General features: G+C 49.1%; 13 protein-coding genes. All 13 read right to left on the reverse strand.

Annotated features, from left to right (window positions below):
* Positions 1-17: 17 nt before the first annotated feature.
* Positions 18-1,496, reverse strand: coding sequence for a stage IV sporulation protein A (gene spoIVA / locus CBE73_RS05335; protein WP_094096151.1), 1,479 nt, complete (start codon positions 1,494-1,496; stop codon positions 18-20).
* 437 nt (positions 1,497-1,933) lie between these two features.
* Entirely contained in the window at positions 1,934-2,356 is a 423-nt protein-coding gene (locus CBE73_RS05340; protein ID WP_342351912.1) for a 2Fe-2S iron-sulfur cluster-binding protein, read from the reverse strand.
* Between the two features lie 20 nt (positions 2,357-2,376).
* Positions 2,377-3,033 (reverse strand): nucleotidyltransferase family protein, encoded by a 657-nt coding sequence (locus CBE73_RS05345; protein ID WP_174704669.1) that lies wholly within the window; start codon positions 3,031-3,033, stop codon positions 2,377-2,379.
* Between the two features lie 194 nt (positions 3,034-3,227).
* Positions 3,228-3,503, reverse strand: a complete 276-nt coding sequence (locus CBE73_RS05350) for a stage VI sporulation protein F (protein ID WP_094093335.1) — start codon at positions 3,501-3,503, stop codon at positions 3,228-3,230.
* A 103-nt stretch (positions 3,504-3,606) separates the two neighbouring features.
* Entirely contained in the window at positions 3,607-4,644 is a 1,038-nt protein-coding gene (locus tag CBE73_RS05355) for an NAD(P)H-dependent glycerol-3-phosphate dehydrogenase (protein WP_094093336.1), read from the reverse strand.
* Between the two features lies 1 nt (position 4,645).
* Positions 4,646-5,260, reverse strand: coding sequence for a glycerol-3-phosphate 1-O-acyltransferase PlsY (plsY, locus tag CBE73_RS05360; RefSeq protein ID WP_094093337.1), 615 nt, complete (start codon positions 5,258-5,260; stop codon positions 4,646-4,648).
* An 11-nt stretch (positions 5,261-5,271) separates the two neighbouring features.
* Positions 5,272-6,597 (reverse strand): ribosome biogenesis GTPase Der, encoded by a 1,326-nt coding sequence (gene der, locus CBE73_RS05365; RefSeq protein WP_094093338.1) that lies wholly within the window; start codon positions 6,595-6,597, stop codon positions 5,272-5,274.
* A 236-nt stretch (positions 6,598-6,833) separates the two neighbouring features.
* Positions 6,834-8,084, reverse strand: a complete 1,251-nt coding sequence (gene rpsA, locus CBE73_RS05370; protein ID WP_094093339.1) for a 30S ribosomal protein S1 — start codon at positions 8,082-8,084, stop codon at positions 6,834-6,836.
* 134 nt (positions 8,085-8,218) lie between these two features.
* Positions 8,219-8,800 carry a lysophospholipid acyltransferase family protein gene (locus CBE73_RS05375; protein WP_094093340.1) on the reverse strand — a complete coding sequence of 194 codons (582 nt, stop codon included), beginning with the start codon at positions 8,798-8,800 and terminating at the stop codon, positions 8,219-8,221.
* Positions 8,797-9,483: a (d)CMP kinase gene (gene cmk, locus CBE73_RS05380; protein WP_094096153.1), complete on the reverse strand. Its 687-nt coding sequence runs from the start codon at positions 9,481-9,483 to the stop codon at positions 8,797-8,799. Before cmk ends, CBE73_RS05375 begins: the two co-directional genes overlap by 4 nt.
* A gap of 133 nt (positions 9,484-9,616) precedes the next feature.
* Positions 9,617-9,847, reverse strand: a complete 231-nt coding sequence (locus tag CBE73_RS05385) for a hypothetical protein (protein ID WP_094093341.1) — start codon at positions 9,845-9,847, stop codon at positions 9,617-9,619.
* A gap of 98 nt (positions 9,848-9,945) precedes the next feature.
* Positions 9,946-10,599 carry a flagellar brake protein gene (locus CBE73_RS05390; RefSeq protein ID WP_094093342.1) on the reverse strand — a complete coding sequence of 218 codons (654 nt, stop codon included), beginning with the start codon at positions 10,597-10,599 and terminating at the stop codon, positions 9,946-9,948.
* Between the two features lie 139 nt (positions 10,600-10,738).
* Complete coding sequence (gene ypeB, locus CBE73_RS05395) at positions 10,739-12,103, reverse strand: germination protein YpeB (RefSeq protein ID WP_094093343.1); 1,365 nt, start codon at positions 12,101-12,103, stop codon at positions 10,739-10,741.
* Positions 12,104-12,128 lie beyond the last annotated feature (25 nt).

Below are 12,128 nucleotides of genomic sequence, written 5' to 3' on the forward strand. Positions count from 1 at the left end.
GTTTTTTTGATACGCTTTTACAAAATGATTGCGATCAGGCCGCCGGAGCCTTCGTTAATAATCCGGCCAAGCGTTTCCTGCAGTTTGTAGCGGGCATTGTCAGGCATAAGCGCAATTTTGCCCTGGATGCCTTCACGCACAATAGAGTGCAGCGAGCGGCCGAAAATATCGGATTCCCAAATCTTGATAGGGTCGTTTTCGAAATCCTGCATCAGATAGCGGACCAATTCCTCACTTTGCTTCTCCGTACCGATAATCGGTGCAAACTCGGACTCTACATCAACGCGGATCATATGAATGGACGGCGCGGTCGCTTTCAGTCTTACACCAAATTTGGAGCCCTGACGGATCAGCTCAGGCTCATCAAGCGCCATTTCGGCAAGCGATGGTGCAGCAATACCGTAGCCGGTCGTTTTGACCATTTCAAGCGCCTCTGCAAAACGGTCATATTCCCGCTTGGCATGCGTAAACTCCTGCATCAGCTGAAGCAGATGATCTTTGCCGCGGATTTCAACCCCGACTACTTCCGTCAAGATGCGGTCATACAGATCGTCCGGCGCATACAGATCGATTTCCGCTACGCCCTGACCCATATTCAGTCCGCTTAGCCCTGCACGGTCAATAAAATCATATTCAAGGAAGCTGTTCACCACACGGTCAACATCCCGCAGTCTGCGGATATCCTTTACGCTTTCACGAACGGAGGATTCATAATTGCTGCGCAGCCAGTGGTTTTCATTGAGGACCATTACCCAGCTAGGCAGATTGACGTTAACTTCATGTACCGGGAACTCATACAGCACTTCCCGAAGCACGCCGGTTACGTCTTCTTCCGTCATTGTAGCCGCGCTCAGCGTAATAACCGGAATGTCATATTTAGCCTGAAGCTCGCTGCGCAGCTGAAGTGCTTCCTCACTGCGCGGTTTAGTGGAGTTGATAACCAGCACAAATGGCTTTCCGACTTCTTTCAATTCCTCTACCACACGCTCTTCGGATTCTACATAGGAAGAACGCGGAATATCGGCTACAGTTCCATCAGTCGTAATTACAACGCCTAAAGTGGAATGCTCCTGGATTACCTTGCGAGTGCCGATCTCCGCCGCTTCCTGGAACGGAATTGGTTCTTCAAACCACGGTGTAGAGATCATTCTAGGACCATTCTCATCCTCATAACCTTTAGCCCCGTCAACCGCGTAACCAACACAGTCCACCAGGCGCACATTCACCTCAAGACCTTCGTCGACTTTGATCTGTACCGCGTTATTGGGCACAAATTTAGGCTCGGTGGTCATGATCGTTTTGCCTGCTGCACTTTGCGGAAGTTCGTCGACCGCCCGGACCCGATCTGCTTCACTGGAGATATTAGGAAGTACTACGGTTTCCATAAAACGTTTGATAAAAGTTGATTTGCCTGTACGGACAGCCCCGACAACCCCCAAATAAATATCTCCTCCGGTACGTTCGGCAATGTCCTTAAAAATGTCCACTTTCTCCAATACCAATGATATCCCCTCCTCAAATTTCGCCGAAGGATAAATGCCCTGCGAGCATCCGCCTTTGCTGTAGGAACTATTTTTCCTTTAAAGCTGTTGCAAGCGGCAGAGCAGCCTCCCTATTCCCTCGTCCACCGCCGTGCAGACAGATGCAGCCTTTTCAGGTGAGCGGCGTGAACTCGTACATGCATTTGGACTAGTATCATCTTATGTACCGGATCCCAAATTATGTCTTGATTCGTTTGAAGTTTCTCAAGCATAATTCAAGAGGACGGCCGGGTGCTTCCTGCGCGCAAAGGAACGGGCATTCCCGCACTGTATTGAATGTTTATGCCAATCTAGCATCCATTATGACAAGAAAAAAGACCGGAGTTGTCCCGGTCTCGGTCTGCCTGTCACTCTTTCATTTTGCTGCCTCAACGGCGGCAGCTCTTTACCTTCTACCATAATGAATCATCCTCCCGCTCCTGAGCCTCAAGCAGCTTCCTGACCGCTGCCTTTAAAGGGTCTTCCGAAAGCCTTACAACCGCCTGCCCGCTAATTTTGGCCTGACAGGCCAGCCTGGTTCCTTGCTGTAATAGCGGCCCCAGCTTTCGTCTTTCCGCTTGCGTGGCCGGAGACAAAGCAGCCTCATGTTCTGCCTCAACCTGAATTTTGCACATCAGGCAGCTTGCCAGACCGCTGCAGCGTGTAGGAATGTGCACGCGATTCTGCTGAGCGGCAAGCAGCACGGTGGTGCCTGGCCGTACTTTCACCGTTTTCCCTGCGGGTTCAAATGTAATCGATGTTTCCACGCTGTTCCCCTTCCTATAAACCGGCTGCTCTGCAACCGGAATCCCTTCTAATTCTTTGATCCTTTTCATTCTTTTAATCCATTAATTCATTAATCAAACCAGCCCTCCAGCCGGGCCAATTGGCTCATAGCGGCCTGCTGCTGCAGTGTCCAGCCGTTTCGGGTGATGATCTGCTTTAAGAGCGGCATAAATCTGCCTGGATCGGTGTTCATCCGATCAGCAATCGGCCTGTACCGATCCGGTCTGCCCCTGAGCAGGTTAAATATAAATTCATGCGCCAGCGGCATCACCTTCAGTCCTGGCACTACTGTCAATGCGGCATCTTCCAGCAGCGGCTCTACCTCTACCTTATAATCCGCCAAAGACGTATGCACTTCAAAACCGCCCACGAGTTCAAGCGTATAACCGTCCATCGAATAGTGGCTGAGCAACGAGGCATAAATGCCGCTTTCGTCCCAGCGGGGTTCATCCGTCGCCAAAGGCTTCAAACGCTCGTGGATCAGGGATGCAGCAGCCTTCTCGGCGTAGATGTCAATATCTCTTGGCTGGGCGCTCAGAGAGACGCCCTGAAGCCATAATCCAACGCTCCCGCCCGCAAGCCAGGTTACACCAGCCGGCTCTAACTGATCGATTAGCGCGGCTAACGCGCGCTCCAATCCGGGATTCGAGGTTAGCTCTCTTTCCTGTATGTAATAACCCAGCTTCTCCAGGCTGCCCAAATTGCCCATATATACACCAATCCGCATAAAAATTGAAAATCCGTACCCAATTTCTATGGTCCTTTCTATTCTTCGTATCCTATACTGCCCCATATTATATCATTCTAAGGCGCCCTTGGAACCTTCAAATAGACATCTCTGATAGTCCGGAGCCAAAAAAGAACCTGCGGCAACAGCCGAGGTTCTTAACGGATGCCAGGATATTTCCTGGCAGGCAAACTTTATTTTTTCATCATCAGTTTCATCAAAGATTCCATATTCTGCGGATTCATGCCGCTTTTCTTGACGGCAGCCACAATTTCCGAAACCGTTGATTCCGATACCGGCACTTTGGCCATGGCAGATACGGATTTAATCAATTGGCGGAGCTGCGCTTCATTTTGCAGTGTCGAAGGCTTGACCGTGCTGGCCAATTTCTTGACGGCACCTTCTGAAATATTTTTTCCCGCCTTCTTGTTAATCAAGTTTAAGGCATCTTTGGAAATGTTTTTGCTCATGCTCATCCCTCCTCCGGCAGTGCTCTTTGACACTATATGAAGGAGGGCGATAATGTGTGAGCAGCCATCCGCCGCTTTTCGGGCAATCTGCAGAAGGGTTATGTCAGGTATGCCACTGCTCCCAGGTTTCGAGAGACATAACTTCCATTTCTGTCTTTTTGTCCCGCCCCATCAGGGCTTCTACTGCCGTTTTGGCATCGAGTCCTTTGAACAGAACATTGTACAGCTGGCTTGCAATCGGCATCTGGACTTGATATTTTTCAGCGATTTCATGAGCCGCCTGTGTCGTCCGAACGCCTTCTACAACCATATCCATCTTCTTGAGCACTTCATCCAGAGTCATGCCCTGTCCGAGCATCGAACCCGCCCGCCAGTTGCGGCTGTGTTGGCTGGTTGCGGTAACGACCAAGTCGCCGATCCCTGCCAGCCCGGCAAAAGTAAGCGGATTCGCGCCCATTTGCGCGCCAACCCGGGTGATTTCGGCCAATCCACGCGTAAGCAGCGCAGCTTTGGCATTATCGCCATAGCCTAAACCATCGGACATACCGGCGCCCAAGGCGATGATATTTTTTAAAGCACCCGCAAGCTCAACGCCTACCAGATCCCGATTCGTATACACGCGGAAATAGGCGTTCATAAATAGGTCCTGTGCGCGCTGGGCCTCCTGTTCTTCCAATGAAGCCACAACCACAGTTGTCGGACACTGCTTGACAACCTCCTCGGCATGGCTTGGTCCTGACAAGACGACGACATGGCCTTCTTCACAGCCAAGCTCCTCGGAGATAACCGTAGACATTCTTTTTAACGTTTCCGTCTCAAAGCCTTTCACCGCATGGATAACCAGCTGCTCCGGCTTCCAATACTTGCTTAGCTCCCTTGAGACTTGACGGGTAGCCGAAGAAGGAGACACGATTACGACGGCTTCTGCGTCTTTCACCGCTTCTTCCATGTCGGTTGTGGCTTTAATGCGGGATGACAGGGTGACGCCAGGCAGGTACCGGTTCTGATGATCCCGATTGATTTCATCAGCCTGCCCTGCATTTCTTGTCCAAAGCGACACCTGAATCCCTTTGTCGGCAAGCACGGTGGCCAATGCTGTCCCCCAGCTTCCCGCAACTAGAACCGCCGCTTTCTGAAACAAATCAAATTCCTCCTTTGGAACCCAGTTTGTTCTCTCTTCCTTGAACAATTTTAACAATATTGGACCGATGTCTCCAGAAGGCAAAGATGCAAATCAGGACACTCGCCCAGAAATTCGGCCAGAAATCAGCCCCGTTTGGTCCAAAGATCAGCATAAACACAGGTGTAAGAAGAACAAGCAATAAAGAGCCTAAAGAGACATAACGGGTAATAGCTACAACGATGATAAGAACCACTCCCGCACATAATACGGGAATAATAGCCAGGCAGGCCATAACGCCTACCGTAGTGGCAATTCCTTTACCGCCGCGGAACCGGAAATAAACCGGCCAGTTGTGCCCGACAATCGAAGCCAATCCGCAAAGCGCAGGAATCCATTCATTGTCGCCCCCCAGCCAGTAGCCAAGCAAAACGGCAATGACACCTTTCAAAATATCGAGAATCAGGACAAGGATCCCCGGACCCTTGCCTAATACCCGTAAGGTGTTGGTGGCTCCGGCATTCCCGCTTCCGTGATGCCGGATATCAATACCTTTGATTCCCTTGGCCATCAGGACACTGAAGCTGATGGAGCCAAGCAGATAGGAAATAATCACTACCACAACAGAAAGAATCACGTAACTCTCCCCTAATCTTCTTTATCTGATTTACGACGCGTAAAGATCCGAATAGGTGTACCTTCGAAATCAAATGCCGCCCTGATTTTATTCTCCAAATACCGTTCGTAGGAGAAATGCATCAGCTCCGGATCGTTGACAAACACCACAATGGTCGGCGGCTTAACCGCAACCTGTGTCACATAGTTAATCCGCATCCGGCGCCCTTTATCGGTAGGAGGAGGATTAATAGCAATCGCGTCAGAAACAACATCGTTCAGCAGATGAGTTGCTATCCGTCTGGCGTGCTGTTCAGCTGCATGCTGGACTACCGGCAGCAGCTTATGAAGCCGCTGTTTGGTCAACGCGGACAGAAATACAACTGGCGCATAAGTCATGAACAGAAAATGATCGCGGATCTTTTTCTCAAACTCATGCATCGTTTTGTCATTCTTCTCCACAACATCCCATTTGTTCACGACGAACACCGACGCTTTACCGGCTTCGTATGCATAACCGGCTACATGCTTGTCCTGCTCAATAATGCCCTCTTCGCCGTTGATCACGACGAGCACGACATCCGCACGCTCGATGGCTTTCATAGCCCGCATTACGCTATATTTCTCGGTCGATTCATAAACCTTTCCGCGTTTGCGCATTCCCGCAGTGTCGATGAGCACATAACGCTGGCCGTCTTTCTCAAAAGGTGTATCAATCGCATCTCTTGTTGTTCCCGCGACATCACTGACGATAACACGTTCTTCGCCCAGAATCGCATTTACGAGAGAGGATTTGCCCACATTCGGACGTCCAATCAAGGCTACCCGGATCACGTCTTCATCATATTCTTCATCTGGAATCTCCGGCAAATGTTCGGTAATCGCATCGAGCAAATCACCGACACCCGTGCCATGACTGCCCGAAACGCCAATCGGATCACCGAATCCCAGATTATAAAATTCATAAATATGGTCCATACGGGCCAAGTTGTCCACTTTATTGATAGCCAGCAATACCGGCTTACCCGAACGGTAAAGCATGTTGCCGACTTCTTCATCGGATTGAGTAATACCGGCTTTGGCGTCACACATAAAGACGATAACATCCGCTTCCTCAATGGCCAGCTCGGCCTGAGCGCGGATCGACTTCATGATCGTATCGTCGCCGTCAATTTCAATACCACCTGTATCAATAATGCTGAATTGCTTGCCGTTCCACTCCGAGGTTCCATAGATCCGATCCCTCGTAATGCCCGGTTTATCTTCTACGATGGCTAGGCGATCACCGATGATGCGGTTAAAAATCGTCGATTTCCCCACATTCGGCCTGCCCACAATAGCCACTACTGGTCTTGCCATTCACATTCCTCCTAAAACCTGCCCTCTTCTTCAGAGGTTATCATTCGTAAAGTTATCATTCGTACTTTCACGCGCTAACTATCCGTACAACATCATAGCAAAAATTAGGGCGATTGGCGAACTCTTGAAATCAAATTCCACTCTTGTCTACACCCGGTTTGTGCTTTTTTGACTAAAAAAACGGCGAACCCTCTGCCGAGTTCGCCGTTCAACGCCAACTATCCAATGGTTACTGCTTATTTCAATTTGCTCAGTTTGTCGCCGAAACGTTCGCCAAGCGTAATGCTCAGACCTTGATTGTTCAAGGACACATTAGGGTTATTGCCCAAATCTTCAGCCTTCACGCTGTCTCTTCTTTCGCGGCTCGGCGAAGAAGATCTTTCCGGCTTAGCGGATTCAGCAGGAGCTTCTTCCGTTTCTTTAATGCTGAGGCTCACACGTTTCTCGGAAGGATTCACTTCAAGAATTTTCACCTGAACGTTTTGTCCTTCTTTCAGCACTTCTTGCGGAGTGCCGATATGTTTATGAGAAATTTGGGAAATATGAACCAGACCCTCAACGCCTGGAGCAATCTCAACAAAAGCACCGAAAGGAACAAGGCGTTTCACTTCACCGGATACGATGTCTCCGGATTTGAACTGATCAGCAGCTGTTTCCCAAGGACCTGGAGTAGCAGCTTTGATGCTCAGGCTGATTTTGCCTTTTTCAGGATCCACTTTAAGCACTTTCACTTTGACCTGGTCGCCTTCGGAAAGTACGTCAGCTGGTTTATCAACGTGGTTCCAAGCGATTTCAGACACGTGAACCAAGCCGTCAACGCCGCCAACATCAACAAATGCACCAAATTGAGTCAAGCGTTGTACTGTACCTTCGATTACGGAACCTTCTTGCAGGCCAGCCATAACTTTCAGTTTGTTGGCTTCAAACTCTTCGTCCAGAACATCTTTCTGAGACAAGATCACTTTATTGTTCTCACGGTCAAGTTCTTTCACTTTAACGCGGAGAGTACGGCCTTTGTAATCGCTGAAATCTTCAACGAAATGACGCTCTACCATGGAGGCAGGGATAAAGCCGCGAACGCCAACGTTTGCCACGATGCCGCCTTTAACTACGTCAGCAACGACAACTTCAAACGTTTCGTTGTTGTCAAATTTCGCTTGCAGATCATCCCAAGCGTTCTCGCTGTCGATCGCACGTTTGGAAAGAACAAGGCTTTCTTTCTCGTCGTTAATGCTGACCACTTTCGCCTCAACTTCTTGTCCCACTTGAACCACATCGTTAGCGGAATCAAGGTGTACCGAAGACAATTCACGAATAGGAATGATACCGTCATATTTATATCCAAGACTTACGTAAGCCTGATTGTCTTCAACCTTGACAATCGTTCCTTTGACGGTGTCCCCTTTTTTCAAGGATACGATCTGCTCCAGTTCGTCTTGATTTGTCGCTTCCACAACTTCTTGTTGATCTTTGAATTCTTCCGACATTTCAATAACCTCCTCAGTTCAATAAGCCCATTTATTTAAACTCGCTCTTGGCGTAGTTCAAAACAAGATGTATCTGTAATAGCTTGCCAATTCCCCGGATTCTTCATGCATGCTCTCATTGAAGGATCAGCGGATCAGGCGCTCTTCTGCTTAAGCTCGCGGATAGACGTCATAATGCGCTCCGTCGCCGCTTCTACCGCTTCCCCAGAAGGATCGCTCCGGAACTCGTCCAAATCTACCGGCGGTCCGTACACGACTTTCACTTTCCTAAAAAGTTTATAAGTGCCGATAATAGCCACAGGAACCACTGCTGCCCCGCTGCGAAGTGCAAAGTTCGCAGCCCCTTTTTTCACTGCGGCATCCGCCGCGGCTTTCCGGGTGCCTTCGGGAAAAATCCCCATGACATAGCCTTCTCTCAATAACTTGAGCGAAGTTTTAATGGATTCCTTGCTGACTCCGCCCCTCTTCACCGGGAAGGCTCCCAGCTCCGTAATGAGCTTTCCGAAAACCGGAACTTCAAACAGTTCGGCTTTCGCCATAAAATGAACCTTGCGCTTTAACAGAAGCGCTACTGCCGGCGGATCGAAATTGCTAATATGGTTGGAACATAAGAGCACTCCGCCTTCTTGCGGAACATGTTCCAGACCAGCAGCTTCAAACCGAAACAGCAGTTTATAAATGGCTCTTACAATTACTCGGCAAAAGCTGTAGATCATTCTACACTACTCTCCATCCCATAAGCCTCACATAAAGATACGATGGCTTCCGATACTTCTGAGATTGTCATACGGGTCGTGTCGAGCAGCACAGCATCACTGGCTTGACGCAGCGGAGATACTTCCCGCTCGGCATCCAGCCGGTCCCGCTCAGCAATATCGCGGGTGAGCTGCTCCAGCGATGTGCTTTCCGGATTCTTCATTTCCTGAAACCGGCGCCGAGCCCGTTCTTCAACCGCCGCTGTCATAAAGACCTTCACTTCGGCAGCAGGCAGAACGGTAGTCCCGATATCGCGTCCATCCATTACGACGCCTTTGCGCAAAGCCATTTGCCGCTGAAGGGAAACCATCAAAGACCGCAGCCCCTCGATTTGCGCATATCGCGACACATTTGCATTGATATCATAAGAACGAATCTGTTCCGTGACATCAATCCCGTCCAGAAGCACCTTCTGACCTTCTTCTCCGGGTTTTAATTCAATAACCATGTCCCGGGCTACTTGAAGCACTTTGTCTTCATTTTCCGGTGGAATTCCTAATTCAAGCATTCGCAACGTAACCGCGCGGTACATGGCTCCGGTATCCACATAGACATAACCAAGCTTGCCGGCAACCATACGTGCGACTGTGCTTTTGCCTGCCCCCGCCGGTCCATCGATCGCGATGTTGATTTTGCTGTTCATGTAACCCTTCGATTGACCTGACAAGGGGTATTCCTCCTCAAACTGCAAAGCTTATCTGTTAAACTCAAGAAAAAAGCAGGCATTGCCTGCGACGTGAAAATTATACCACATAAAAAAGGAGGATGCAAAAAAGTCAGTTTCCCTCCGGTATTTTTACAGGAACCGTTATAGGCTTCGGAATCTTGCCTTCCCATCTTTCGGCTGACGAAATCACGCTCCGCACGGAAGGGATTTGCAGCAAAAGCTGACTCATAAAAAGACAGATGATTAGCAGGATCAACCCTTTTCTCAACCAACGCTCCACCCCGCTGCTGAACTGAATGAATAGAGCCGTATATTCCTCTTCGTCCCTGTTACTATTCATAACTATTCACCCTCTAAATCAAAGTAATTGTTATAATTACCCAGAGGTTGAAAGTTTATGTATCACGCTATTTACTAAATGAATGCCGGCAAACTTTTTTACCGGTTTCTGAAGTCAAACTGGCGTTCGAAGCAGTAGCGAATAATTTTCTGCCGCTCATAATCCGTAATGCCGGTAAATTTAAGCATAACCTGCTGCTTGCCGGACTCCAGCTTCTTCTTGCGAACGACCTCCGCTTCAAAATGAACATGCTCGATGGAACCATTCCGGTAAGGAACGAGCAGCCAGCAGTCCAGTAAATCCCCTTCCACGACCTGATTAGAACTTTCTGCAAAATAAGAAACACCGCCGCCGCCTACATCATCCGTTACCACTAAAAACCGCTGACCGTTCTTCATTCCCACCGCAAGCTCAAGCTCCGCCGGGACACGAAGGTAGTTGCGCCGCTGAACCTGAGTGATGGAAGAGGGTTCTGGCTTGCGTATGCGGACCTGACGGACTACATCATTCGTAAAACCTAACACGTATGTACTAAAGTAATTTTTGGTGCCGGACTCGGTCATGAAATAAACGGACAACTCTTCGCCTATAAACAATCTTTTCAAGCGATTGTGACCGACCTCCATCGGGACTTCAATCAGCAGGGCATCCTCCTCGATATCCGATATACGCGATTTGTATTCGGTTTTGGCTTCCTTTTCATCCCCGGAGACCACTTGAAGATAAACGAACTCGTTAACTTTTGGATACACTTTTGATCACCGCCAGTAGCACAAAATTTTTCTATATGAATTATAGCACGTCCCTGCTTTAAAAAATGATTCAATTTAAACAAAAAAGCAGCCTCATCCTTTTAGATGAAAGCTGCTTACAGGTTTTAATGTTTCCGTCTCAGGAGCGGCTGGTTCCCGCCTGAAGGAACTCCTCGACTTTCTCCTCTTCTCCGGTGTCGCCGTTCAGATAGATTCTGTAGTTGGAGCCGTTAATCCGGCCGCTGAACTCGTAGGTAGCTACCCGCTGGCCGGCGTCATTGTCGATAACCGCCATCCGGTGGTAATTTTCCTTGAACTCAGGGTTTAAATGTTTTTTGACCTCGGCAAGGGTCAGTTTGGCTTTTGGAAGCTGTTCTTTCTGATCCTTGTTTCTTTCGTACACATAATCGCTGCACTGCAGGCCTGTAACCTCGCCATTATCCAGTGCGACGCGGACCGTTGCTTTCTCCGGATAAATCAAAACTCCATCCTGGGAGTGAACAAAGGTCATGCTGCCCATGTTGTCATATTCATCATAAGTGACCGGTGTCATATCCTCGAAACCTTTGCTTTTGAGGAACTCGCCGGCTTTCTGCCGGGCCACATCCGCTGAAACCGAACGCGGGCCTACCTCTCTGGAAAGGCTGTAGGCAATCATATCCCCGCCCTGTTGGGTGAAATCCAGGGAAGCAACCGCACTCGCATTTTTACCGGCTCCCGTTGCTGTGGCCGTATAAGAAGACCATTCAGTGCCGGCACCGTTTTCGGTAACCTTGATGTTACCTGCTTGGGTACCCAGGAATTTGGCTGCCTTATCACGGATTTCATTCTGTGAAACCGGCTTGGCATCCAGCTTCTTCACGCTGCGTTTCTTATAAACGCTCGCCACTGAAGGCCCAAGATCAAGCTCCGGATATTCGCTGACTTTCTTATCCACCGTTTTGAAGCCGTCGATAATGGTATTATCAGCAGCCGCTTTTTCCGTTGCCAGTGCAGATTCGACGTCCATCCAGCGAAGACGGTTCGAGATAACCTTATTTTGAACCTGCTGCAAATTTTTCGAGATTTCTCCCGTACGCTTGTAAAGCTCTTTCAAATTGCTTAACTCTGACGTGCTCAGCGGACTTTTGGTCAAATCGCGAGCGGCTGTCTGATAAGAAAACTGGCTGACATGAGACAGCAGTTCTTCCGTCTGGTTAAAAGGAAGTAGTGTTAAAGGCAGCTGATTGATCTCCCCCTGTGCCTCACTTGTAATCCTCCATACATTCATTAACCCCTTGCGGTGCATCTGGGTAGAATCCGAATTCACCGCCAACGTATTGCCAAGTTCCCCATGGATCCGGTCCACGTGGTAAGACAAGTCATGAAATGCTCGCTGATATTGGTTTTCCGCTTTGAGCAGTACCGAGTTTTTGTCCCGGTTCTCTTGATATCCCCACACCAGAGCCCCGATCAGCAATATAGTCATGACGGGAAATAATACACCGCTTAACCGTCTGTACATCAACTATTCGCTCTCCTTTCTTCAA

It is taken from the genome of Paenibacillus physcomitrellae (genome assembly GCF_002240225.1).
Classification (GTDB): domain Bacteria; phylum Bacillota; class Bacilli; order Paenibacillales; family Paenibacillaceae; genus Fontibacillus; species Fontibacillus physcomitrellae.

Excerpts from the sequence above, each read along its gene's own strand:
- der (WP_094093338.1), bottom strand. The coding sequence starts at position 6,597 with ATGGCAAGACCAGTAGTGGCTATTGTGGGCAGGCCGAATGTGGGGAAA.
- CBE73_RS05340 (WP_342351912.1), bottom strand. The coding sequence starts at position 2,356 with ATGAAAAGGATCAAAGAATTAGAAGGGATTCCGGTTGCAGAGCAGCCG.
- CBE73_RS05345 (WP_174704669.1), bottom strand. The coding sequence starts at position 3,033 with ATGCGGATTGGTGTATATATGGGCAATTTGGGCAGCCTGGAGAAGCTG.
- CBE73_RS05375 (WP_094093340.1), bottom strand. The coding sequence starts at position 8,800 with ATGATCTACAGCTTTTGCCGAGTAATTGTAAGAGCCATTTATAAACTG.
- CBE73_RS05385 (WP_094093341.1), bottom strand. The coding sequence starts at position 9,847 with ATGAATAGTAACAGGGACGAAGAGGAATATACGGCTCTATTCATTCAG.
- rpsA (WP_094093339.1), bottom strand. The coding sequence starts at position 8,084 with ATGTCGGAAGAATTCAAAGATCAACAAGAAGTTGTGGAAGCGACAAAT.
- ypeB (WP_094093343.1), bottom strand. The coding sequence starts at position 12,103 with ATGTACAGACGGTTAAGCGGTGTATTATTTCCCGTCATGACTATATTG.
- CBE73_RS05350 (WP_094093335.1), bottom strand. The coding sequence starts at position 3,503 with ATGAGCAAAAACATTTCCAAAGATGCCTTAAACTTGATTAACAAGAAG.
- cmk (WP_094096153.1), bottom strand. The coding sequence starts at position 9,483 with ATGAACAGCAAAATCAACATCGCGATCGATGGACCGGCGGGGGCAGGC.